Here is a 23,262-nt window from a genome sequence, read left to right on the forward strand (position 1 = left end):
TGGCCGCCCGCGCCGTACCCGGCGGCCAGCGCCGGGCCGGGGACGAGCCCGCCCGGCTGCTCGGGGCCGAGCACCGCCGTTCCGACGCCGTGCGCGACGCCGCCGGAGGACAGCGCCGAGCCGGAGCGGCCGGAGCGGGTCGTCGCCGCGCCGACCGAGGCCAGCGTCCGGTGCCGCCGCCGGTGCCGGGTGTTCTCCAGCTCCGCGATCACCGCCGGGCCGAGCAGGGCGTGCGGCACCGTCTCGGTCAGCACGGTCGGGTGGCTGCGGCCGTCCAGGGCGGCCAGCGTCGCGCGGACCGCCTCGCGGCCCAGCCACACCGCCGATCCCTCGTCGCCGACCAGCCAGCCGTAGGCGTCGGCGCGCCGCACGATCGTGCCGTCGCTGATCACGGCCGCGCCGGCACCGGTGCCGGAGAACACCACGATGCCCTTGTCGGCGTCGGTTCCGGCGGCGAACGCCACGGCGATGTCGGTGACGACGGCCGGGGATCCGCGCAGGCCCACCTCCCTCCACGCCTGTCGCGCGGCGGCGACGGCGGCGGGCCGTCCGGCCGAGCCCGCGCCGGCGATGCCGAACACCCCGGCCAGCACCAGGGAGCGGTCCAGGTCGCCGAGAGCCTCCCGCAGGGCCGTGGTGAGCGCCCCCGCGGTGTCGCCCCCGGAGTTGGGGTTGGCGCCGGGGCCGGTGCCACAACCGGCCAGGGCGCCCCCGAGCGTTAGTACGACACAGCGGGTCTTCGTGCCACCCGCGTCTATGCCGATCACGTACGGACCGGCCAAATGGGTCAACACACGCCGACCGTAGCCTTTTCTACCGTTGACGTGACATCACGAGGGTAAGAAAATTCCTTACATGAGGAAACCCACCGGCTCGGAGCCGGGGAGCACAGGGGAGGTCGGAACGCCTGTGGAACAGGCCGGGCCTCAGACGGGGACGCAGGGGGCGTCCTCCTCTCCGGGCAGCCAGGCCGCGCCGCTCAGCACCGTCGTGCGGGTGCGGTCCCTGCTGCCCTCGCTGCCCCCGGCGGAGCGTCGCGTCGCGCAACGTGTCATCGACGACCCCGAAGGGGTCGCCAACTCGACCATCACGGAACTCGCCCAGAACTGCGGCACCTCTGAGACCACCGTCATCAGGTTCTGCCGCGCCATCGGGTTCCATGGATATCCAGAGCTGAGGTTGACCCTGGCCACCGAGGCGGGCCGGGCGCAGAGCGCCACCGGCGGCCGGGTCATCGGAAGCGACATCAGTCCCGACGATTCCCTAGAGCAGATCGTGGAGAAGGTGACCTTCGCCGACGCGCGGGCGGTCGAGGAGACCGCGGCCCAGCTCGACATCAAGACGCTCGAGCAGGTCGTGGACGCCGTCGTCGCCGCGAACCGGGTGGACGTCTACGGCGTGGGCGCCAGCGCGTTCGTCGCCATGGACTTCCAGCAGAAGCTGCACCGCATCGGCCGGGTGTGCTCCGCCTGGTCCGACGCCCACATCATGCTCACCAGCGCGGCCGTGCTGGGGCAGGGGGACGTGGCCGTCGGCATCTCGCACACCGGCGCCACGGTCGAGACCATCGACGCCCTGGAGGTGGCCAAGGGCCGCGGGGCGGTCACGGTGGCCCTGACCAACTTCCCCAAGTCACCCATCGCGGAAGTCGCGCATCTCGTTCTGACCACGGCGGCGCGGGAGACGACGTTCCGCTCCGGCGCCACCGCCAGCCGGCTGGCGCAGCTCACCGTGGTCGACTGCCTGTTCGTGGGGATCGCGCAGCGAACCTACGGACCCACCCGTAAGGCCCTGGAGGCCACGTTCGAGGCGGTCCGCGGCCGGACCGTGCGACCCGACCGGAGGCGTCGGTGATCGACTGCGATCTGCCCACCGAGGGCCGTAACCCACGGACCCTCGACGTCGACACCCTTCCCACCATGGAGGTGCTGCGTCTGATCAACAGCGAGGACGCCACGGTGCCGATGACGGTGGCCGCCGTGCTGCCGCAGATCGCCGAGCTGGTCGAGCTCGCGGTCGCGTCGCTGCGCGCCGGGGGCCGTGTCCACTACTTCGGTGCCGGGACGTCGGGACGGCTCGCCGTCATCGACGCCGCCGAGATCCCCCCGACGTTCGGGACGTGGGGCCGCGTGGTCGCCCACCACGCCGGGGGGCCGGGGGCGCTGTCCCAGGCGATCTCCGACGTGGAGGACGACGCCGACCTCGGCGCGCGCGACGCCGCCGACGTGGCGCGCGGCGACATCGCGGTCGGGGTCGCCGCCAGCGGGCGCACCCCGTACGTGATCGGCGCCCTGCGGGCGGCGGCGCGGGCCGGGGCGCACACCGCACTGATCAGCTGTAATCCCCACACCCCCTACGGGGAGGAGGTCGACGTCCACATCGGCCTGGCCACCGGACCGGAGGTGATCAGCGGTTCGACGCGGATGAAGGCGGGCACCGCCACCAAGCTGGTGCTCAACTCGTTCTCGACGACCCTGATGATCCGGCTCGGGCGGACCTACTCGAACCTGATGGTCAGCGTGAACGCGCTGAACGCCAAGCTGCGCGCGCGGCTGGTCCGCATTCTCACCGAGGCGACCGGGTTCGACGCCCGGACGTGTGAGAACGCGCTGGCCGAGGCGGGCGGCAACACGCGCGTGGCACTGGTGTCGCTGCTCGGGGAGGTTCCGGCGGCGCGGGCGACCGCGGCGCTGGAGGAGAGCGACGGCGGGGTCCGCGAGGCGCTGCAACGACTGAGGTCCGCCTGACGGACCCCCACCGCGGGACCGGGGGTGCCGGTCCCGCCCGACCCTGAAGGAAGCTCCCGACGTCACGGACAGGTCGCGTCCCGCCCGGCGGAACCGGGCGGGACGCGCGCGTTCGCGGGCCGCGCGCGGGCTCACCCGTGCCGGCTCCCTCGTGCCGGCTCACTCGTACCGGCGCAGCTCCTGGCGGGCCACGGTGCGGACGTGGACCTCGTCGGGGCCGTCGAAGATCCGCATCGCCCGGACCCAGGAGTACATCTGCGCCAGCGGGGTGTCGTCGGAGACGCCCATGCCGCCGTGGACCTGGATCGCGCGGTCCAGGACCTCGTGGGTGATCCGGGGGACCACGACCTTGATCGCGGCGATCTCGCTGCGGGCGCCCTTGGCGCCGTGCCGGTCGATCAGCCAGGCGGTCTTGAGGGTCAGCAGCCGGGCCTGCTCGATCGCCATGCGGGACTCGGCGATCTGCTGGCGGACCACGCCCTGGGCGGCCAGCGGCTCGCCGAACGCCACCCGCGCCGTCGCCCGCGCGCACATCAGCTCCAGCGCCCGTTCGGCCATGCCGAGGGCGCGCATGCAGTGGTGGATGCGGCCGGGCCCGAGCCGCGCCTGGGCGATCATGAAGCCGTCGCCCTCCCGCGCGATCAGGTTCGCCGCCGGGACGCGGACGTCCTCGAAGACGATCTCCGAGTGGCCGTGCTGGTCCTGGTAGCCGAAGACCGGCAGATGGCGGACGATCCGCACGCCGGGGGTGTCGCGGGGGACCAGGATCTGTGACTGCTGGCGGTGCGCGGGGGCGTCCGGGTCGGTCTTGCCCATCACGATGAAGATCTTGCAGCGCTCGTCGGCGGCGCCGGTGATGAACCACTTGCGGCCGTTGACCACGTACTCGTCGCCGTCGCGGACGATGCTGGTGGTGATGTTGGTGGCGTCGGAGGAGGCCACCTCCGGCTCGGTCATCGCGAACGCCGACCGGATCTCCCCGTCCAGCAGCGGTTCCAGCCACCGCTTCTTCTGCTCGGGCGTGCCGAACATGTGCAGGACTTCCATGTTGCCGGTGTCGGGGGCGGCGCAGTTGACCGCCTCCGGCGCCAGGTCGGGGGACCGGCCCGTCAGCTCGGCGAGGGGCGCGTACTCCAGGTTGGACAGGCCGGAGACGTCGGGCAGGAACAGGTTCCACAGGCCCCGCGCGCGGGCCTCGGCCTTCAGCTCCTCGACGACGGGCGGGAGGGCGTGGGGGTCGGTGGCCATGTGCTCCGCCCGCCACCGCGCGTACTCCGGCTCGGCCGGGTACACGCGCTCGTCCATGAACTCCCGCAGTCTTTCCTGGTACTCGCGTGCCTTCGGGCTGGGTTCGAAGTCCATGCGGCCAGTCTGGCAGAACGAGATTCGGTTTCCCCGGCCGGGTGCGGGCGTGGATATCCTGCGGAGCGGTCATGACCACATCCACGGAGGCGTCGGCAGGCGCGGCGGACACGGAACCGGACCCCACGCCCTCGGAGCGGGGCGGCCGGTGGGGTCGCGTACGCCCGTTCGCCCGGCGGCACTGGCCGTTCCTGCTGGCGGCGCTCCTCGGGATCGCGCTGCGCGCCGCCGCGATGCTCGGCTACCGGCCCGTCATGTGGTTCCCCGACTCGATCGACTACCTGTCGGGCGCCGTCCACCTGATGCCCAGCCTCATCCGGCCGAGCGGCTACTCGCTGTTCCTGGCGCCGCTGCCCGGCCTGGCCTGGGTGGCGTTCCTGCAACACGCCATGGGCGTCGGGATGGCGGTCATGCTGTACGCGCTGCTGGTCCGGCGCGGCGTGCGGCCGTGGCCGGCGGGCGCGGCGACCGTCCCGGTGCTGCTGGACGCCTTCCAGGTCCAGCTCGAACAGATGGTCATGTCCGACACGCTGTTCGCGTTCCTGGTGATGGCCGCCGTGACCGTCTTCCTGTGGCCGCGCGAGCTGACGCGCCGCCACGTCGTCGCGGGGGCCGTGCTGGTCGGGCTGGCGGCGATCACGCGGACGGCGGGGCTGCCGTTGCTGGCCCCGCTGGTGGTGTTCCTGCTGGCGCGGCGGGTGCCGTGGCGGACCATCGTGGCGGGCGTCGCGACGGTGGTGCTGATGCTGGCCGGCTACGGCACGTGGTTCGCCGTCGAGCAGGGGCAGTTCGGCATGAACCGGAGCACGGGCATCTTCCTGTACGGGCGCGTCGCCCCGTTCGCCGACTGCCACAGGATGCGCGTGCCGGTCGAGGAGATGCCGCTGTGCCTGGCCTCCGACCCGGAACGCCGCTCGGTGCGCAAGTCCTACATCTGGGGCATGCAGGCCCCCCGGCACCGGGTGGACGCCGAGGGGTTCTCCAAGGAGAGCGAGGCGTTGATGCGCTCGTTCGCCGTCCGCGCCATCGTGTCGCAGCCGCTGGACTACCTGGCGATCGCCGGGACCGACATCGCGCGGACGTTCCGGTGGGGGCACCCGACGTTCCCCGACCGGGACACCTACGAGTACTACCTGTTCCGGGACGACGCCAAGGAGGCGCTGCCGGACGGCGACCGGCTGATCCGCAAGTACGACCCCGGCTTCACCGAGACGAGGGCCGTGCGGCCCTACTCCTCGTTCCTGGGGACCTACCAGCGGTTCGCCTACCTGCCGGGGACGGTGCTCGGCGCGTTCGTGCTGCTCGGCGCCGCGCGGATCGTGCGGGAGCGGCGCGCGTGGGGCGGGGACGCCCTGCTGCCCTGGGCGGCCGGGGTGACGCTGCTGCTGGTGCCGGTGTTCACCGCGCAGTTCGACTACCGCTACGTGCTGCCCGCCGTTCCCCTGATCATGCTCGCCGCCTTGGCGAAACGTCCCGGTTAGTAGTGCTTTACCATCGGGCCGTGGCCATCAGAGCAGTCATCACCGACTGGGGCGGCGTCCTGACCTCCCCGCTGAACGAAGCCGTCGCCCGCTGGCTGGAGGCCGACCGCATCGACGCCGACCGCTACCGGGCGATCATGCGGGCCTGGGTGAAGGCCGCCTACGACGGCGGCGGGCTGAACCCCATCCACGGCCTGGAGGACGGCACCCTCGACCCGGCCGAGTTCGAACGCCTGCTGGCCGCCGAGCTGCTCACCATCGACGGGAACCCGGTCGTCGCCGAGGGTCTGATCAACCGGATGTTCGCGGCGTTCGCGCCGGTCGAGCCGATGTACGCGGCGCTGCGGGAGGCCCGCGCGGCGGGCACCCGGACCGCGCTGCTGTCCAACTCCTGGGGCAACGAGTACCCGCGCGACCTGTTCGCCGACCTGTTCGACGCCGTGGTGATCTCCTGCGAGGTCGGGATGCGCAAGCCCGACCAGCGGATCTTCCGGCACGCCGCCGACCTGCTGGACCTCACCCCGGCCGAGTGCGTGTTCATCGACGACATCGACCACAACGTGCGCGCCGCCGAGGCCGTCGGCATGACGGCCGTCCTGCACACCGATCCCGACGCCACGGTCGCGGCGCTGCGCGAACTCGGCGCGCTGTAGCCCTACCCTTGTCCTGCCATGCGCGTCTATCTTCCGGCCACGCTGCCGCTCCTCGCCGAGATCCACACCGCCCGCCGGATCGGTCCGGCCCCGCTGACGGGCTACGCGGTCACGCCCGCGCTGCGCGAGTGGTACGCCGAGGGCGACCAGGAGGAGCTGGAGTACGCGGCGATGACCGCCGCCGCCCGCGCCTCGCTGCGCCTGCTCGCCCCCGAGCTCGACCGGGGGCCCGGGGCTCCGGCGCGGCGCGTGGTGCTGGCCGTGGAGGTGCCCGACCAGGACGTCGAGACCGTGTACGGCGACGAGGAACGCGCCCGCGTGCGCCTCACCGCCGAGGTCCCCTGGAAGAAGGTCGCCTCCGGGCACGTCGACGACCCCGACGCCGAGGCCGACGTGCGCGCGGCCGTCGCGGCGCTGGCCGCCGCCGACGCGGGCGACGAGGACGCCGCGTTCACCGTGGACGGCGCCGAGGGGCACGAGCTGATGTGGTACGCCACCCAGGAGCTCGGCGACCTCGCCCCCTGAGCTGGGCTCCCAGGGCACCGAATCGGGCAGAACCGGCAAAGTTTCATAGGCTGGTGGCGCGCGCGTCGCGGGCCGGTGGCCCGGGTAGATCCCCGGGCATCCGGGCGACGCGCTGGCGCATGCCGATCGTGCGCCACGACAACGATGTCGGGACCTGACAGGGAGCGACCAATGGACGCCGTCACCAACGTGCCGGTACCGGTGAACGAGCCGGTCAAGGGCTACGCGCCGGGCACCCCCGAGCGCGCCTCGCTCGAAGCCAAGATCAAGGAACTGGCCGGCGAGCGGATCGACCTGACCCAGACCATCGACGGGGAGCAGCGCCTGGGCGGCGGCGACCCAATCGAGGTGGTCGAGCCCCACAACCACGGGCACGTGCTGGGCACGCTGCGCAACTCCACCGACGACGACGTGCGCGCGGCCATCGAGGCGGCGCGGCGGGCGGCCCCGGGCTGGCGCGCCCTGTCGTTCGACGACCGCGCCGCGATCTTCCTCAAGGCGGCCGAGCTGCTGGCGGGTCCGTGGCGCAACGTGCTGAACGCCGCCACCGTGCTCGGCCAGTCCAAGTCGGTCCAGCAGGCCGAGATCGACTCCGCCTGCGAGCTGATCGACTTCTGGCGGTTCAACGTGGCCTACGCCCGTGAGCTGCACACCCAGCAGCCGATCTCCTCGCCGGGCGTGTGGAACCGCATGGAGTACCGCCCGCTGGAGGGCTTCGTCCTGGCGATCACCCCGTTCAACTTCACCGCCATCGCGGGCAACCTGCCCACCTCGGCCGCCCTCATGGGCAACGTGGTGGTCTGGAAGCCGTCGCCGACCCAGCAGTTCGCCGCGCACTTCACCATGCGGCTGCTGGAGGAGGCCGGGCTCCCGCCGGGCGTGATCAACCTGGTGACCGGCGACGGCCAGGCCGTGTCCCGCGTCGCGCTGACCCACCCGGACCTGGCGGGCATCCACTTCACCGGCTCCACCGCCACCTTCCAGCACCTGTGGCGGACCGTCGGCGAGAACATCTCCGGCTACCGGGGCTACCCGCGCCTGGTCGGCGAGACCGGCGGCAAGGACTTCGTCGTCGCGCACCCGTCGGCCGACCCGGCGGTGCTCCAGACCGCGCTGATCCGCGGCGCGTTCGAGTACCAGGGCCAGAAGTGCTCGGCGGCCTCCCGCTCCTACGTCCCGCGCTCCCTGTGGAACCGGATCAAGGACGACTTCCTGGCCACCGTCGAGTCGCTGACCATGGGCAACGTCGCCGAGGACCTGTCGGCGTTCATGGGCGCGGTGATCGACGAGCGGGCGTTCGCCAAGCACAGGGCCGCCATCGAGCGCGCCCGGTCGGTGGACACGGTGGACATCCTGGTCGGCGGCGAGTGCGACGACTCCCAGGGCTACTTCGTGCGCCCGACGGTGCTGGAGTCGGCGGACCCGACCGACGAGATCTTCACCACCGAGTACTTCGGCCCGATCCTCGGCGTCCACGTCTACGACGACGCCGACTACGACCGGGCGCTCGACCAGATGGAGAGCGTCGCGCAGTACGCCCTCACCGGCGCGATCATCGCGCAGGACCGGCAGGCCATCGCGGCGGCGTCGGAGAAGCTGCGCTTCGCGGCGGGCAACTTCTACGTCAACGACAAGCCCACCGGCGCGGTCGTCGGCCAGCAGCCGTTCGGCGGCGCGCGGTCGTCGGGCACCAACGACAAGGCCGGCTCGATCTTCAACCTGGTCCGCTGGGTCAACGCCCGGTCGGTCAAGGAGACGTTCGTGCCGCCGACCGACCACCGGTACCCGCACATGGGCTCCTGACCCGGCACGCGCCGCGGCCGCGACCGCCCCGGCGGTCGCGGCCGCGGCGTGACCGAGGCCACGTCCCCCGCCGGGGCGCGCGGTTGCGCGGAGTGACCGCGAGGGCCGACCATTGGTGCGCCCCCGCAGGGAACGGACCACGCTGATGGAAAACGGGATGACGACGTTGAACCGCCTGGTGCTGTGGAACATCGATCACACGCTGGTGGACGTCGGACGCGTCACCCGCGAGGCGTACGCCGCGGCGTTCCGCCGCACCACCGGCCGCCCCATGGTCCGGCTGGCCCCCACCCACGGCCGCACCGAATCGGAGATCATCTTCGAGACGCTGGCCTTCAACGACATCGCGCCGGACGACGACCACCTGCCGGCGTTCACGGCGGCGCTGGCCGAGACGTTCGCCGAGCGCCGCGCGGACCTGCGGGCCCAGGGCCGCGTCCTGGCCGGGGCCCGCGAGGCGATCGCCGCGCTGGCCCGGCTGAGCGCCCCCCGGACCGCCCAGTCGGTGCTGACCGGCTGCATCCGGCCCAACGCCGTCCTGAAGCTCACCGAACTGGGCCTGGCCGACCACCTCGACCTGGACACCGGCGGCTACGAGACCGGCGTCTACAGCAAGGCCGCGCTGCTGGACCTCGCCCGCACCCGCACCGGCGACAAGCACCGCACCCGCTTCCGCGAGACCGCCACGGTCTACGTCGCCGACCACCCGCGCGACGTCCAGGCCGCGCACATCGCGGGCTCCCCGATCGTCGCGGTGGCGACCGGCGGCGCGACCGCCGCCGAGCTGCGCGCGGCGGGCGCGGACCGCGTGCTGGACGACCTGTCCGACACGGGCGCGCTCCTGTCGGCGATCACCGAGCTGACGCTCTGACCTGCTCCTCGGCCTCCGCCAGCCACTCCAGGTACCACCGCCCGAACGTCGTGCGCTCCCCGCGCGGGCGCAGGTCCACCTCGTCGACGCGGTCGTCGCTCCAGACCGTGCCGCGCTCCGGCCCGCTGACCACCAGCCACTCGCGCGCCGCGCAGCCGTGGTGGCACAGGCAGACCGCGCCGACGGTCCGGTCCTCGTTCCACAGCAGCTCGGCGAGGCGTTCGTCCCACGCCTCGTAGGCCACGTCGAACGCGTCGACGTCCTCGAAGTCCTCCTCCTCGGGCCGCTCGGCGAGCAGGGCGTCGAGCGCCGCGGGATCGGGCCCCCGGACGGGGAACGGCTCGCGCAGCCGGGTGAGCGAGGCGAGGTCGGCCCCGTCGCCCTCCCAGCGCCACCCGTCCTTCCCCCGCCGCAGCGGGAAGATCCCGTGCGAGGGGCCCGCGCCGCCGCGCCCCGCGTGGAGCAGGAAGCCCCGGTAGTCCTCGGGGAGGGTGACGCCGAACTGCGCCTCGGCCTCGGCGAGCTCGTCCGGCGTCAGGACGGGCTCCAGCTCGAAGCGGTGGCTGTGCCCGCCGAACACCCCGGCGGCGTGCGGGGAGGCGGCGAGCGCGGCGACGCGTTCCCGCACCCGGATCCAGTCGATCGTCATGGTGGACGACTCTAGGCGGGAACGCCGACATCCAGCAGGCCGCGCACCAGGTCGCGGTAGGCGTCCTTCATCGGCAGCCCGCGCTCGACCCGCACCCGGCGGCGGGTCGCGGTCACGTCCACGCCGCGGACCGGGTCGTGGCCGGTCTTCTCGTAGGTCTCCCACCACAGGCCGACGCCGCGGCGTGCCAGGCGGGGACCTCGTTGAAGTTGACGCCGTGGGAGTGGAGCAGGTCGTTCTTGTCGGAGGTCGTCGTCCCCTCCAGGGCGCGGGTGGCCTGGCGGGGGGTGGCACCGCTCTTGCGGAGCGTCCAGTAGCACCAGCCGTTGAGGGCGCAGCGGGTCGCGTCGGCCTGCCGCCAGGACAGGTAGTCCAGGACGTCGCCGAGCCCCGTCCCCATCCAGACGCGGGAGTCGAACACCGCGACCTCCCCGGCGGCGGAGGTGAACGCGGCCGAGGCGATCCCCGCCGACAGCGACACCAGCTTCTCCACCTCCCGCCCGAACAGGTCGAACCCCGGCGGCAGCACCACCGAGATCTCGTCGCTCTCGGTGTAGGCGTACCGGCCGCCCAGCTCCTCCAGCAGGACCCGCGCGGTACCGGTCATCAGCTCGGAGAAGCGGAGGTCGAACGGCTTCTCGAAGCGACTCTCGGTGTACCGCGAGAAGCCGCGGCCGTCCACCCGGACCACGGCCCAGGCACCGGGCAGCAACGTCAGGGAGTGGAACCACTCCCGCTCCCGCATCCGCGTCTCAAGATCCGTCGTCCTCATCGGGCCCCTCTCGCACGACGCCGCGCAGGTGCCCGAGCGTGGCACGGATCCCCGCGCCGGGCATCCGATTTGTCCGTCGCCTCAGGGCGCGCCGGGGCCCTCCCCGGGCAGCGCGGTGACGGTGAAGCCTCCCTCGCCGTCGTGCTCCACCGACCACAGCGCGTCGAAACCGTCGTTCGGGTGGGGGCGGCGCAGGCGTTTGAGGGTCGCGTAGATCCCTACGTCGGGTACGCGCTCCGCGGGCGGCCGTGCGGCGTTGCGGGTCAGTGAGGCGGGGACGTCGGGCGGGAACCAGTAGGCGGTGATCCGCGCCCCGTACCGCCGTCCCAGCTCGATCAGCGGCGCCCACTCCTCGGGTGAGGGGTTGGTGTTGTCGACCGCGACGTCGCGCCCCGCCGCCAGGGCCTCGTCGACCAGCCGGAGCTGGCGGGCCTGGCGGCGGCGCGCCGACCGGGGGAAGGCGTCCTTGCTGACGTGGACGTGGGAGGCGGCCAGGCGCCGCCGGTAGAACGTGGTCTTGCCCGACGCCTGGAGGCCGATCAGGACCGCGAGCTCTGGCACGGGACGTCCGGTGTCAGCTCTGGAAGGACCGGGTCGTCACCGGCTTCCTGAGGGCGCTGCCCTCGGTCCACCTCTCGAACGGCATCTGCCAGTACCCCCAGCCGTTCCACCAGTCCAGCTTCCGCTTGGTGCCCGTGATGTTCACGATGTCACCCGGGTAGGCCCAGTTGAAGAACCACCTGGCCGAGGCCTCGGGGGAGCGGACGCAGCCGTGGGAGCAGTTGCGGTTGCCGAGGCAGGACGGGTCGTCCATGTTCTGGTGGATGTACTCGCCGCTGTTGGAGATCCGGTAGGCCCACGGGACCATCTCCAGGTAGTAGCCGGGCTCGCCCTTCTTCTTGCCGGGCGACTCCATCCTCTCCAGCCGGACCTTGTTCATGGTCAGGTGGACGCCGCTGGTGGTGAGCTGGTGGTCGACGCCGTCGGGCCACACGTCGCCGCCGCGGCCCAGGCTGACCGGCCAGGTCTTGACGACCTTGCCGTTGCTCCTGGCGACCGCGCGGTGGGTCGTGGCGGAGATGGTGACGGTGTGGGCGTCGCCGACGGTGAACTCGCGGGTGACGTCCCGGGCGCCGAACACCTTGTCGCCGATCCGCACGCCCGCGTAGTGCGCGACGAGCTTCACCCTCTGGTTCGGGGCCCAGGGCCTGCGCGGCCGGAACATCACCGACGGCAGGCCGTTGAACGACTCGTTGGCGGCCACCCAGCGCCAGGCGCCCTCGGTCGGATGCGTCGAGACGATCTCCAGGGAGTGTTCGACGGCCGCCCGCGCCCGCTCCGGGACCGGCTTGTTGAACTGCACCATGATCGGCATGCCGACGCCGACCTTCTGCCCGTTGGCGGGGATCACGTTGGTGATGGTCGTGGCGGCGACGTCCTTGACCGTGCGGAACCCGCTGGTGGCGTTGGTGGTCTTGCCGTTGCCGGTCGCGGTGGCCGACACCTGGTACCTCGCGCCCGGCGTGAGCGTCCAGGACGACCGCCAGGTCCGCTTGTCCGGCGACAGCGAGCCGGGCACCTCCGCGCCCCGGCTGCGCACCGTGACCTGGCTGAGCGTCCCGCCGTTCGCCGTGACGGTCACGCCCCTGTCGGGCGGGGCGTCCGTCGTCGCGTTCGCCGGGCTGATCGACACCGAGGGGGCGCCGTCCTTCCCTCCCTGGACCGTCTCGTCCCCGCCGCCCGAGGAGCAGGCCGCAACCAGCCCCAGGACGAGCACCAGCACCGTGGTTCCCCGTCGCACCGTTTTCCCTTGTTTGGTCAAGAAACTTCAAGGTTGAACGTTACTCAGAACCGGACCGCCACGCCGCCATCCGGGCCCAAGTGGGGGGCGTGGCGTCCGCGAGTCCCCAGATTGCCACGCGGCGGGCCCCGACGTGCGGGGACGGCGCCCTCCGGCTCGCCGCGGTCCCGGGAAAGCGCCTGGTTGCGCCGGAGGGGAGGGATCCTCCAGATTGGGAACGCCGCGCGAAGGGGCGCGGTAGGAGGGGAGTGCTCATGTCCCAGGTGCCCGAGGGCGTCCCGCTGTGGGAGCCGTCCGAGGCCGTCATCGCCAACGCCCGTCTGACCCACTACCAGCACTGGCTGTGGGATCGCGGGGTGCTCACCGAGTCGCCCGGGGAGCTGTGGGACTGGTCGGTGACCGAGGTCGACGCGTTCTGGGACTCGGTCTGGGAGTACTTCGACGTCCTCGGCGACCGCGGTGACGGGCCGGTGCGGATCGGCGGGCCGACGCCGGTGGACGGGTTGCGGTGGTTCCCCGGCGCGACCCTGAACTACGCCGCCAACGCGCTGCGCCGCGCCGACACCCACCCCGACGACACGGCCGTGGTGTTCCGCTCCGAGCAGGGCGGGCACCGGGTGATGTCGTTCCGCGAGCTCGCCCTGCACGTCGGCGAGGTCCGCGCGGGCCTGGTGGAGCTCGGCGTCGGCCGGGGCGACCGCGTCGCCGCCTACCTGCCCAACATCCCCGAGGCGCTGGTGTGCTTCCTGGCCACCGCGTCGCTCGGCGCGATCTGGTCGTCGTGCTCGCCGGACTTCGGGTCGTCGTCGGTGATCGACCGGTTCGCGCAGATCGAGCCGAAGGTGCTGCTGGCCGTGGACGGCTACGCCTACAACGGCAGGCGGTTCGACCGCCGCGACACCGTCGCCGAGATCCGCGCGGCGCTGCCCACGCTGAACGCCACCGTCCTCGTGCCCTACCTGGACCCGGCCGCGACGATGCCGGACGTCCTGCCGTACGCGGACCTGCCGCGCGGCGGGCACGCGCCGGAGTTCGAGGCGGTCCCGTTCGACCACCCGCTGTGGGTGGTGTACTCCTCGGGCACCACCGGCCTGCCCAAGCCGATCGTGCACGGCCACGGCGGCATCGTGCTGGAGCACCTGAAGGCGCTGTCGTTCCACCAGGACCTCGGCCACGAGGACGTGTTCTTCTGGTACACCACCACCGGCTGGATGATGTGGAACTACCTGGTCGGCGGCCTGCTGGTGGGGGCCACGATCGTCATGTACGACGGCGCGCCGCTGGACCTGTGGACCCTGGTCGCCGAGACGAACGCGACGTACATGGGCGTCGGCGCGCCCTACCTCACGGCCTCCCTGAAGGAGGGCCGCCGCCCCGGCGCCGAGCACGACCTGTCGCGGCTGCGCGGCATCGGCTCCACCGGCTCGCCGCTGCCGCCCGAGGGGTTCACCTGGGTGTACGAGAACGTCGGCCGCGACCTGCTGCTCGGCTCGTTCTCCGGCGGGACGGACCTGTGCACCGGCTTCGTCGGCCCGTGCCCGCTGCTGCCGCTGCACGCGGGCGTGATCCAGACGCGGGGGCTGGGCGCGAGGGTGGAGGCGTTCGACGACGCGGGCAAGGCCGTGGTGGACGAGGTCGGCGAGCTGGTGCTCACCGAGCCGATGCCGTCGATGCCGGTGTTCTTCTGGAACGACGAGGACCACGCCCGCTACCGCGAGTCCTACTTCGAGATGTACCCGGGCGTGTGGCGGCACGGCGACTGGATCAAGGTGCGGCCGGACGGCGGCTGCGTGATCTACGGCCGGTCCGACTCGACCCTGAACCGGGGCGGCGTCCGGATGGGCACCGCCGACTTCTACCGGGTGGTGGAGGCGTTCGACGAGATCGCCGACAGCCTGGTCATCGACACCGGGCGGCTGGGGCGCGAGGGCCTGCTGCTCCTGTACGTCCAGCTCGCCGAGGGCGTGGAGCTGACCGACGACCTGGTGGCCCGGCTGAAGCGGGAGCTGCGGTCGGCGCTGTCGCCGCGCCACGTCCCCGACGAGATCCACGCCGTCCCGGGCGTCCCGCGCACCCTGTCGGGCAAGAAGCTGGAGGTCCCGGTCCGCAAGATCCTGCTGGGGACGCCGGTCGAGCAGGCCGCCAACCCCGACTCGATGGCGAACCCGGAGACCCTGCGCCACTTCCGACCACTGTGACCCGCCCCGCGGGGGCCGTCCGGCCCCCGCGGCGGCCGGCGGGCGGACACGTCAGGTCCGGGTCGCCGAGTCCGGGTCGATGCCTTCGCCGCGGGCGCTGGCGTCGATGATGTCGCGGAGCCAGGTGGCCAGACCCGGTTCGATCGCGTCCCAATGATGGAGGGCGCGGACGGTGACCCCCGCGGCGTCGTCCATCGCCGTGCCGGTCACGCCGTCGAGTCTGGCATGCGCGGTCTCGCCTCCTTGGGGAGAGGGATGCCGGCCGCTTCGAGGTTGCGTGCCTCGGGGCTGTCAGGGTCGAAGGTGCGGGCCGCGGTGAGGATGACGCGGGCGTTCTCCGGGGTGACGACCTCCAGGTCCACGGTGTTCCACGGGGTCTTCCGCGGTCCCGTCGTGCATCCGGGCACCAGCGCGGTGCACGCTCGCGCGATCTCGTCGATCTGGCTCAGCACGCAGGAGAAGCTCACGCTCACCGTGGGAGGGGCCGGCGGGGCGCCGGTCGGGACGAGCAGGACGTCCTGGAACATCCACCGTCGAAGGTGCGTGACGTGGCCGGGGGTCGTGAAAAGGTCGATGAACCCGAGCCCGCGAACCCAGAAATCCACGGACGCGGCCAGGTCCGACGTCGGCACGGTGACGAACATCGGCATGGCGTAGATGCCCCGGAAGATCTCAGGTGGCGTCGCGTCAGGCCCGGGGTGGGGGACCGGGCTGACCTCGAACGCTTCGTAGTAGTCGCTCATGCGTCGATCGTGGAGCCTGACGCGGCGTGAGGGTCAAGCCCGGACGGCGGCGCCGCCCGTCACCCCACGGTGCCGAACTCGGGGCGGCCGTCGGCCTCGTAGGTCTGGAGCATGACCCCGGCGCTGGTCGTGCGGGAGTCGGCGAGCCGCAGGGCGGTCGGGACGGCGCCGTCGAACAGCCGCTTGCCCGTGCCCAGCACGACCGGGAACACCAGGAGCCGGAACTCGTCCACCAGGTCGGCCCGGACCAGCGTCCGGACCAGGTCGATGCTGCCGTGGACCTGGAGCTCCTGGCCCGGCCGGGCCTTGATCCCGGCGACGGCGGCGGCGACGTCGCCGCGCAGCAGCTCGGTCCCCGCCCAGCCGGCCTTGTCCAGGGTGCGGGTCGCCACGTACTTGGGCAGCGTGTTGAACCTGGTCGCCACGACGTCGTCCTCGTCGGTGACGTCCGGCCAGTACGCGGCGAAGATCTCGTAGGTCCGGCGGCCGAACAGGAACGCGTCGGCGGGCCGGAACCAGGCGTCCACCGCGTTCCCGAAGTCCTCGTCCACGTACGGGGCGAGCCAGCCGCCGTACTCGAACCCTCCCTCGCGGTCCTCGTCCGGCCCGCCCGGGGCCTGGGCGATGCCGTCGAGGGTCACGAACGTGGTCACGGTCAGCTTCATCGTTCCTCATCCTCTCGTCGCCGGATCCAGCCCCGCTCGGTCCGCGTCAGCTCCTCGAACCCGAGGCCGCGCAGCAGGCGGAGCCGGTCGTGCTCGTCGTCCAGGGCGTAGTCGAGCAGGCGTTCCACGCGCGCCAGCCGCAGCCAGCGCGCGGCCCTCCCGACCAGCCAGGTGGCGGTCGCGTCGTCGTCGGCCTCCAGGTTCCCGACGTCGGCCCAGCCCGCCAGGTGCGCGAACCGGCCGCCCTCGGCCAGCCCGGTGTCCACCTCCACGAACCCGACCTCCCGGCCGTCGCGCCGCGCGGTCAGCCGGGTGCCGTTGACCCCGACCGTGCGGTGGACGGCGAGCCCGTCGCCCCCGTCCTCGGTCCGGAGCCGGTCCACCTCCGCGAGCAGCACGACCTCGCGCCGCCCCTCGGGGCGGAACCCGGCGCGTTCGTACAGGTCCCGGACGTGCGGCCACTGCTCGGGAACGCCGTACACGCCCGGCGCGGGGAGCGTCCCGTCGGCGTACCAGCGCGCGGCCCGCCACCCCGCGCACACCTGGAGGCACCGTTCCATCAACGGCCCGGCCGCCGCCGACGCGTCGGGCCAGTACGCCGCGTCCGGCCAGAACAGCAGCCAACGGATCTCGGCGGCGTCCCGGTAGGTCCCGCCGACCTCGGGGCCGTCGCCGTACCGCACCAGGTGCGCGGCGGCGACGATCCGGCCGCGCTGCTCGGCGACCAGGGTGACCCGCGCGGTCACCCAGGGATCGACGACGAACTCGCCGGGCTCCCGTTCCAGGGCGCCGAGCACCGCGTTGACGGACAGGGAGACACCGGGCACCACGGCCTGCACGTGGGCGTTGACGAGAGCGGCGAGCTGGTCGCGATCGCTCCGTCGGAAGACCCGCACCTCGATCATCGGACGACCTCCGGACACACGTCATCGAACGGGGAGGCCGCCACCGGTGCGGTACACCTCGCAGACTACCCCTGCGCCCTGCGGTAGACGCAGACGTTGACGCCGGTGGGGGAGGTGACCGTGGAGACGTGCTCCAGGGCGTGCTTCGTCCCCTCCGCCGGGAAGATCGACTTGCCGCCGCCCAGGATCACCGGCATGGAGATCAGGATCAGCTCGTCGAACAGCCCCTCCTCGATCAGCGTCCGCGCCAGCGTGGGGCTGCCCATGAGGATCGCGTCGCCGTCGCCGGTCCCGCGCAGCCCGCGGATGCGCTCTACGGCCTCCGCGTTGCGGATCAGCGAGGTGTTCCAGGTCATGTCCTTCTCGTCCAGGCTGTCGGACACGACGTACTTGGGGAGGGCGTTCAGCTTGTCCGCGAACGGGTCCCCGGCCTGCTGCGACCACGCGGCGGCCATGTTCTGCCAGGTGCGGCGGCCGTACAGCAGCGTGGTGGCGTTCTTCATGGCCGCGTCGAAGGCCCCGCCGACCACCTCCGGGTCGAAGTACGGCTGGGTCCAGCCGCCGTGGGCGAAGCCGCCGTCGCGGTCCTCGTCGGGCCCGCCCGGGGCCTGCACGACACCGTCGAGGCTGATGAAGCCGCAGATCACGATACGCATCGGGGTGTTCCCTTCTCCGGTGTTCCTTGATGGCTCAAGCATGGCGGGGGGTGCTTACCGCTTCCTTACCGCTCCGGCCCGGATCGCGCCCACGGCGCTCACCGCGAGCAGCAGCAGGAACGTGAAGAGCGCGGGATCGACCCACCCCGGCACCTGATCCTTCCCGCAGACGGTGTCGTGCAGCGGGAAGAACCCCGCCGACCTGCTGGAATCCCCCGAGCAGGAAGGGGAGGCGCCGTCGACGACGCCGCTCCCGGAGATCCCGTACCCGTACACGGCGACCAGGGCCCACAGCCACGCCAGGCACAGCCGAAGCCAGGTGGCCAGCTCGGCGCCGGGCCCCTCCCGCTGCCCCGACACGACCGCGAAGGCGCCCGTCACCCCGGCCGCGACGGCGGGGACCGGCCAGAAGAACAACCACATCATGGGGAACAGCACGATCAACGGCCCGTACCCGGCGGCGCCCAGGGCGGCGGCGGTCCCCAGCAGCAGGAACGGCAGCCGCTTGCGGGGCGACAACGTCCCCCAGACGAGGACGGCGGTCGCCGCGGCCACCACGGAGAACGGAGCCACAGCCTGGGAGAAGGTCACGAACGGCGAGTCCAGCAGGCGGGAGAGAACCCCGTCAACGCCACCCCCAAACCCGCACAACTCCCGCACATCCCCCGCGAAAGCGGGCCTCCTCGATCCGCCCGTCCGGGACTCCCACGAGCCACCGCAGCGCCTACGGCCCGGACGCGCCCCGCGAGCCCATGACCTTCCGGGGCCGTACCTGCGCGACCGCTTCCCCGCACCGGACTCGCGCCCCCGTCACGCCCTTCCTCGCGTGGTTGGGGGCGGCGGCGCTGAGAACGGCGCGGGTCCTGGCCGAAGGTCCCCGGCGCGACGGGAGCGGGCGGCCGGTCACCACCAGGTGATCAGTGCGCCCACGGTGCCGCCGGTCAGGATGGCGGGGAGGAAGCCGAGGCGTGGGGCCGCCACGGCCGCTGCCAGTGCCGCGCACAGCAGGGGTGGCCTGACGTCCCCCTGGGGTGCGACCTGGGTCGCCGCCACGGCCGCCAGCAGCGCGACCGGCAGGAGCGCCACCATGCCGTCCGCTCGGGACTCTCCGGACGCCTTCGCGCCGCGCCGTGCGGCCAGCGCGACGCCGCCGAGGCGGACCAGGTAGGTGGTCACCGCCAGGCCGCCGATGAGGAACCAGATCGCCATCACACCTTCACCCGCTTCCGCACCAGCGCGGCCGGAACGACCGCCAGCGCCCCCAGCAGCACCGGAACGCCGGGCGGGGCCCAGGCCGCCGCCACCACCGTCACACCGGCCGCCGCCACCGCCGTCGCCGCCTCCCGGACGCCCCGGACCAGCGGCACGACCAGCGCGGCGAAGACCGCGGCGGCGGCCGGGTCCAGGGAGCCGCGCGCCCCGGCCGGGAGCGCCGTCCCGAAGGCGGCCCCGGCCAGCGTCCCGGCCGTCCACCCCGTGAACAGGATCAGCCCGACGGTCACGAACGTCCGCCGCCGCTCCGCCGCCGTGGCGCGGGTCAGCGCCGCCCCGGCGGACTCGTCCGAGACCAGGTGGGAGGCGGCGAACCGGTCCCGCCAGGAGCCGAACACGTCGCCCAGCGCGAACCCGAACACCCCCAGCCGCAGGTTGACCAGCGTGCCGACGGCCAGCGCCGCCACCGGCGAGGCCCCGCCGCCGAGCGCGGCCAGCCCGGCGAGCTGGCTGCCGCCCGCGTGCACGAGCGCGCTGGCGGCCACCGCCTGCCAGACCGACCAGCCGCTCTGGACGGCGAGCGCCCCGAACACCGCCGAGTAGACGGCGGCCCCGGTGCTGGCCCCGACGGCCAGCCTGATGTCAGAACTTCCCGGTGTCTTCACGGCGGCCAGTCTCCCCACGGCCGCCCGCGCCGTCGCATAGCCCGCGGGCATGGCCATAGCCTCGGACTATGAGCAAGACCGGCGACATCACCCTTCCGGCGCTGCGCGCGTTCGCGGCCGTCGCGCGGACGGGCTCGTTCACCGCCGCCGCCGAGACGCTGGGCGTCAGCCAGCCCACCGTCAGCGCGGCGGTCGCCCGGCTGGAGGCGTGCTCGGACGCGCCGCTGCTCCGCCGGGAGCGGACGGGCGCGACCCTGACCGCGCACGGCCGCCGGGTGCTGGAGCACGCCGTCTCGGTGCTGGCCGCGGTCGACGGCCTGGCGGCCGCCCTCTCCGGCGCGGCCGCGCCGGGACTGACCGTCGGTTTCATGGGGGAGGCCGCCGGGCCCCGGACCGCCCTGGTGGTCGACGCGGTCCGCGCCCGGACCGGGGGCCGCGTCACGCTGCGCAGGTTCGACTTCGACGACCCGACGTGCGGCCTGCTCACCGGCGACAGCGACCTGGCCGTCGTCTGGCCGCCGCTGTCCACCGGCGCCCTGGACACCCTCCCGCTCGGCGCCGACCGCCGCGCCGTCGCCCTGCCGGTGACGCACCCCCTGGCCGCCCGGCCCGCCCTGCACCCCGCCGACCTCGGCGGACTGGCCTGGGTGACGCCGAGATCGCCCGACCCGGTCTGGGCCCGCTTCCGCCACCCCGCCGCGGTCGGCGTCGCGGACGCGACCGTGGCGGCCGGGTCCGGCGCGATCGAGGAGACCCTGGAGCTGGTCGCCGCCGGGGCGGGGGTCGCCCTGGTCTCGGAGAGCACCGACCAGCACTACGCGCGTTCCGGCGTGGCGGTGGTGCCCCTGCTCGGCGGCCACCACTGCACCACGGCCCTCGCCTGGCGCCGCGACGACGCCAGGCCCGCCGTCACGGGGACGGTCGCGGCCCTCCGCGCCCTCCTGGCGGCGCGTCCGGTCACGGGGTGAGGCGGGGGAAGTGCTCGTCGGGCAGCGGGGCGCCCACGGTCAGGCCGAGCGGGTCGGTGACGGGATGGGAGGGACCGGGCGCGAGGGTCAGATCGGCGTCCACGTAGATGACCACGTGGGCGATGCGGGGATCGTCGGTGAGGTTGGGCGTGGCGCTGTGCGCGAGGCGGGCGTTGTGGAACGTGCAGTCGCCCGCCCGCAGGGGAACGGTGACGCGCTGCTCCCACTCCAGATCAGGGGCCACGGCGAACATGTCGGCGTGGTCGGACAGGTCCTGCGGCCGCAGCCCGTCCAGGCGCTGGGAGCCCGGGATGAACGTCATGCAGCCGCGGTCGACCGGGACGTCCACCAGCGCCACCCAGGCCGAGAGCGCGTGCCGGGAGCCGGCGTGGGGCCAGTACGGCTGGTCCTGGTGGAACTCGGTGGCGGCCCCGTTGCGCGGATCCTTGATCAGGAGCTGGTCGTGCCACAGCCGCAGCGGGATCCCCGCCAGCCGGGTCGCGATGGCCGCCAGGCCGGGGTGCAGGGTGAGCTCGCGCAGCGTCGCGTCCTGCCGCCACAGCTGGAGCAGCTGCGTGAAGACCCTTCCGCCGTGGTTGTCGCGGACGGTGTGCCGGACCGCCAGCGCGGCGTCGGCGAACCTGGCGGCGTCCGCCCGGGAGATGACGCCGGGCAGGTGGACGAAACCGTCACGGCGGTACGCGGAGACGGCGTCCTCGGAGAGGTTCTCGGGTGTGGTGCGGGGGGTCGTGCGGGCGACGGCCATCGTCGTTCTCCTCGCCTTGCCGGACGGTTCGTTCCGACAACTGTCGCGATCGCGGGGGGAGAGCGGCTAGCACGGGAGCCCGGCAGGTGTAGCACAATCTTGACAACCGCCTGGAGGAGGGAGGCCCGGTGCATCGCGTACGGCGAGCGGAGGTCTTCCCGCCGGGCGGGCCGCCCATCGTCGCCGAGCGGTACGAGCCGCGCGGCGACATCGCCGCCCACGGCCACGACTTCGTCGAGCTGGCCGTGGTCACCGGCGGCGCCGCGACGCACGTCTCGGCCGCGGGCGAACGGGAACTGGGCCGCGGCTCGGTGGCGATGCTGCGGCCGGGGGACTGGCACGGCTACCGGGACTGCCGCCGGTTGACCGTCCACAACCTGTACGTCGGCCCGGAGGTGTTCCAGCGCGAGCTGGCCTGGCTGCGCGCGGACCCGCGGCTCGGGCGGATCCTGCACGGCGCCGGCCGGTCCGGCCACCCGCCGCGGCTCGACCCCGCCACGCTCCGCGTCGTCGAGACCGGCCTCGCCGCGATCGCCGAGCTGCCCCGGCCGGAACCCGCGCACGCCGTACGGGTGGGCGTGCTGCTCTGCCTGCTGGGCGGCGTGGCCGCGTCCCTCCCCGCGGACCCGGCCGGGCGGGGCCACCCCGCGGTGACGGCCGCGGCGCGGCTGCTGGAGGACGACCTCCAGCGCGCCTGGAGCCTGGACGAGCTCGCCGCGGCGGTGAGCACGTCACCGGCCTACCTGGCCCGCCTGTTCACCGCGGGGCTCGGGGTCCCGCCCATGGCCTACCTCGGCAGGCTGCGCGCCGAGCGCGCCGCGGCGCTCCTCATCGAGACCGACCTGCCCGTCGCGGCGGTCGGGAGGCTGGTCGGCTGGAACGACCCCAACTACGCCAGCCGCCGTTTCCGGCACTTCTTCGCCCTCAGCCCGGCCGCCTACCGCACGCGCTTCCGCCCTGGCGGGTCGGCGGCCCGTTCGCGCCGGGACTGACGGCCGTACCATTTCACACCGGATTTTCGGCGAGATGTCGCCCGGATTATCATTTGTAGAATTGCTTGCGAAATGCCGATGACCGGGAATGCTTTTAGTGCTGTGGTACTGCTTTCGGGTGAAAATCGCAGGTTCTGAATGCGGGGCGAATGGTCCTGTGGGCCCTGTCTGCGGCGGAGGGGCGTCCCAATAATCGAACTGCCATCGGACCCCGGATTTCCGAGGAAGGGACACTCCCGTGTCGCTGAAGAAGCTCCTGCCGCTCGCCGCCACCGCGCTCACCACGGCGGGCCTCGTGGCCGCCGCCCCCGCCGCCTCCGCCGAGGTGGAGACCGGCAAGGTCACCGCCAAGGTCGGCAAGGCCAAGTACATCGCCTACACCAGCTGCAAGGCGAAGGGCCGCTGGGGGAAGGGCTACATCAAGACCGACGGCAAGCCCACCAGGAAGCGCCCGCTCGTCACGGTCGTCGAATGGGGATACGCCATCCAGAAGACCAAGGGCAACCACAGGAACTCGATGGTCCGGGCGCTGCTGGCCGTTCACGAGGGCGGCGGGAAGTGGCGCCTGTCCGGCGGCCCCGGCTACACGGGGAGCAACGCCGTCGAGGACAACAAGTGGCACAAGGGAAAGCGGGTCCAGTGGTCCTCCATCGGCCGGGGCCGCATCGGTGAGAACGCCATCGCGTTCTGGTTCGACTTCGACAAGGGCACCGGCGGCCACTGCGACGCGAAGTTCATCCGCGCCTCGCAGCTCAAGCCCATCAGGTGACCGGACGGCGGCAGGGGCCCGGCGCCTCGAAGGCCGCGCCCCCGCCGTCGCGCCCACCG

26 protein-coding genes are annotated in these 23,262 nt (G+C 73.1%); 11 read left to right on the plus strand and 15 right to left on the minus strand.

Features of this window, described 5'->3' with window-relative positions:
* Positions 1-794: N-acetylglucosamine kinase (locus tag AKI01S_RS28675; protein WP_245681819.1), on the minus strand; the 794-nt coding region annotated here is incomplete at its 3' end.
* A gap of 61 nt (positions 795-855) precedes the next feature.
* On the opposite strand from AKI01S_RS28675, the gene AKI01S_RS28680 reads away from it, so the two are divergent.
* Together AKI01S_RS28680 and AKI01S_RS28685 are read left to right on the plus strand one after the other, a co-directional pair.
* A complete protein-coding gene (locus tag AKI01S_RS28680) occupies positions 856-1,854 on the plus strand; it encodes a MurR/RpiR family transcriptional regulator (protein WP_245681820.1) in 999 nt (332 codons plus the stop codon).
* Positions 1,851-2,747, plus strand: coding sequence for an N-acetylmuramic acid 6-phosphate etherase (locus tag AKI01S_RS28685; protein ID WP_067824762.1), 897 nt, complete (start codon positions 1,851-1,853; stop codon positions 2,745-2,747). Before AKI01S_RS28680 ends, AKI01S_RS28685 begins: the two co-directional genes overlap by 4 nt.
* Positions 2,748-2,906: 159 nt before the next feature.
* On the opposite strand, the gene AKI01S_RS28690 is transcribed toward AKI01S_RS28685, so the two are convergent.
* Positions 2,907-4,109, minus strand: a complete 1,203-nt coding sequence (locus AKI01S_RS28690; RefSeq protein WP_067824764.1) for an acyl-CoA dehydrogenase family protein — start codon at positions 4,107-4,109, stop codon at positions 2,907-2,909.
* 71 nt (positions 4,110-4,180) lie between these two features.
* On the opposite strand from AKI01S_RS28690, the gene AKI01S_RS53730 reads away from it, so the two are divergent.
* The 5 genes from AKI01S_RS53730 (at position 4,181) to AKI01S_RS28715 (ending at position 9,442) form a co-directional block, all read left to right on the plus strand.
* Positions 4,181-5,590, plus strand: a complete 1,410-nt coding sequence (locus tag AKI01S_RS53730; protein WP_067824766.1) for a hypothetical protein — start codon at positions 4,181-4,183, stop codon at positions 5,588-5,590.
* Between the two features lie 20 nt (positions 5,591-5,610).
* Positions 5,611-6,243, plus strand: a complete 633-nt coding sequence (locus AKI01S_RS53735; RefSeq protein WP_067824768.1) for an HAD family hydrolase — start codon at positions 5,611-5,613, stop codon at positions 6,241-6,243.
* Between the two features lie 18 nt (positions 6,244-6,261).
* Complete coding sequence (locus tag AKI01S_RS28705) at positions 6,262-6,768, plus strand: DUF6912 family protein (protein WP_067824770.1); 507 nt, start codon at positions 6,262-6,264, stop codon at positions 6,766-6,768.
* 171 nt (positions 6,769-6,939) lie between these two features.
* On the plus strand, positions 6,940-8,571 hold the full coding sequence (pruA, locus tag AKI01S_RS28710; RefSeq protein ID WP_067824772.1) for an L-glutamate gamma-semialdehyde dehydrogenase: 1,632 nt from the start codon (positions 6,940-6,942) through the stop codon (positions 8,569-8,571).
* A 157-nt stretch (positions 8,572-8,728) separates the two neighbouring features.
* On the plus strand, positions 8,729-9,442 hold the full coding sequence (locus AKI01S_RS28715; protein ID WP_084000349.1) for an HAD family hydrolase: 714 nt from the start codon (positions 8,729-8,731) through the stop codon (positions 9,440-9,442).
* Here AKI01S_RS28715 and AKI01S_RS28720 read toward each other — a convergent pair.
* The 4 genes from AKI01S_RS28720 to AKI01S_RS28735 form a co-directional block, all read right to left on the minus strand.
* Positions 9,423-10,091 carry an SMI1/KNR4 family protein gene (locus tag AKI01S_RS28720; RefSeq protein WP_067824776.1) on the minus strand — a complete coding sequence of 223 codons (669 nt, stop codon included), beginning with the start codon at positions 10,089-10,091 and terminating at the stop codon, positions 9,423-9,425. The two genes, AKI01S_RS28715 and AKI01S_RS28720, sit on opposite strands and share 20 nt — an antisense overlap.
* A gap of 112 nt (positions 10,092-10,203) precedes the next feature.
* Complete coding sequence (locus AKI01S_RS28725) at positions 10,204-10,863, minus strand: tRNA(His) guanylyltransferase Thg1 family protein (RefSeq protein ID WP_218009844.1); 660 nt, start codon at positions 10,861-10,863, stop codon at positions 10,204-10,206.
* Positions 10,864-10,944: 81 nt separating this feature from the next.
* Complete coding sequence (locus tag AKI01S_RS28730) at positions 10,945-11,424, minus strand: ATP-binding protein (protein WP_067824778.1); 480 nt, start codon at positions 11,422-11,424, stop codon at positions 10,945-10,947.
* A gap of 13 nt (positions 11,425-11,437) precedes the next feature.
* Positions 11,438-12,664, minus strand: a complete 1,227-nt coding sequence (locus AKI01S_RS28735; protein ID WP_067824780.1) for a L,D-transpeptidase — start codon at positions 12,662-12,664, stop codon at positions 11,438-11,440.
* 254 nt (positions 12,665-12,918) lie between these two features.
* Here AKI01S_RS28735 and AKI01S_RS28740 point away from each other — a divergent pair, with 254 nt between their 5' ends.
* Entirely contained in the window at positions 12,919-14,862 is a 1,944-nt protein-coding gene (locus AKI01S_RS28740) for an acetoacetate--CoA ligase (RefSeq protein WP_067824782.1), read from the plus strand.
* Positions 14,863-14,913: 51 nt separating this feature from the next.
* Here AKI01S_RS28740 and AKI01S_RS50935 read toward each other — a convergent pair whose 3' ends face one another.
* The 8 genes from AKI01S_RS50935 to AKI01S_RS28775 form a co-directional block, all read right to left on the minus strand.
* Positions 14,914-15,072 carry a hypothetical protein gene (locus AKI01S_RS50935; protein WP_218009845.1) on the minus strand — a complete coding sequence of 53 codons (159 nt, stop codon included), beginning with the start codon at positions 15,070-15,072 and terminating at the stop codon, positions 14,914-14,916.
* Positions 15,069-15,605, minus strand: coding sequence for a glycosyltransferase (locus tag AKI01S_RS28745; RefSeq protein ID WP_067824789.1), 537 nt, complete (start codon positions 15,603-15,605; stop codon positions 15,069-15,071). Before AKI01S_RS28745 ends, AKI01S_RS50935 begins: the two co-directional genes overlap by 4 nt.
* 59 nt (positions 15,606-15,664) lie before the next feature.
* Entirely contained in the window at positions 15,665-16,270 is a 606-nt protein-coding gene (locus AKI01S_RS28750) for a dihydrofolate reductase family protein (RefSeq protein ID WP_067824791.1), read from the minus strand.
* A complete protein-coding gene (locus AKI01S_RS28755; RefSeq protein WP_067824793.1) occupies positions 16,267-17,175 on the minus strand; it encodes a GNAT family N-acetyltransferase in 909 nt (302 codons plus the stop codon). Before AKI01S_RS28755 ends, AKI01S_RS28750 begins: the two co-directional genes overlap by 4 nt.
* A 65-nt stretch (positions 17,176-17,240) precedes the next feature.
* Complete coding sequence (locus AKI01S_RS28760; RefSeq protein WP_067824795.1) at positions 17,241-17,831, minus strand: dihydrofolate reductase family protein; 591 nt, start codon at positions 17,829-17,831, stop codon at positions 17,241-17,243.
* A 54-nt stretch (positions 17,832-17,885) separates the two neighbouring features.
* Positions 17,886-18,404, minus strand: coding sequence for a hypothetical protein (locus tag AKI01S_RS28765; protein ID WP_157420215.1), 519 nt, complete (start codon positions 18,402-18,404; stop codon positions 17,886-17,888).
* Positions 18,405-18,734: 330 nt separating this feature from the next.
* Positions 18,735-19,040, minus strand: coding sequence for an AzlD domain-containing protein (locus AKI01S_RS28770; RefSeq protein WP_067824800.1), 306 nt, complete (start codon positions 19,038-19,040; stop codon positions 18,735-18,737).
* Positions 19,040-19,759, minus strand: coding sequence for an AzlC family ABC transporter permease (locus AKI01S_RS28775; RefSeq protein ID WP_218009846.1), 720 nt, complete (start codon positions 19,757-19,759; stop codon positions 19,040-19,042). Before AKI01S_RS28775 ends, AKI01S_RS28770 begins: the two co-directional genes overlap by 1 nt.
* Before the next feature lie 17 nt (positions 19,760-19,776).
* Between AKI01S_RS28775 and AKI01S_RS28780 the strand changes: the two genes are divergently transcribed.
* Positions 19,777-20,676: a LysR family transcriptional regulator gene (locus tag AKI01S_RS28780; RefSeq protein WP_067824804.1), complete on the plus strand. Its 900-nt coding sequence runs from the start codon at positions 19,777-19,779 to the stop codon at positions 20,674-20,676.
* Here AKI01S_RS28780 and AKI01S_RS28785 read toward each other — a convergent pair.
* Positions 20,666-21,442, minus strand: a complete 777-nt coding sequence (locus AKI01S_RS28785) for a phytanoyl-CoA dioxygenase family protein (protein ID WP_067824806.1) — start codon at positions 21,440-21,442, stop codon at positions 20,666-20,668. The genes AKI01S_RS28780 and AKI01S_RS28785 overlap by 11 nt on opposite strands.
* A gap of 128 nt (positions 21,443-21,570) precedes the next feature.
* Between AKI01S_RS28785 and AKI01S_RS28790 the strand changes: the two genes are divergently transcribed.
* Together AKI01S_RS28790 and AKI01S_RS28795 are read left to right on the plus strand one after the other, a co-directional pair.
* Positions 21,571-22,434: an AraC family transcriptional regulator gene (locus AKI01S_RS28790; protein WP_067824808.1), complete on the plus strand. Its 864-nt coding sequence runs from the start codon at positions 21,571-21,573 to the stop codon at positions 22,432-22,434.
* A gap of 238 nt (positions 22,435-22,672) precedes the next feature.
* A complete protein-coding gene (locus tag AKI01S_RS28795; protein WP_067824810.1) occupies positions 22,673-23,203 on the plus strand; it encodes a hypothetical protein in 531 nt (176 codons plus the stop codon).
* The last annotated feature ends 59 nt before the right edge of the window (positions 23,204-23,262 follow it).

This window comes from Actinomadura kijaniata NBRC 14229, assembly GCF_001552175.1.
GTDB lineage: Bacteria > Actinomycetota > Actinomycetes > Streptosporangiales > Streptosporangiaceae > Spirillospora > Spirillospora kijaniata.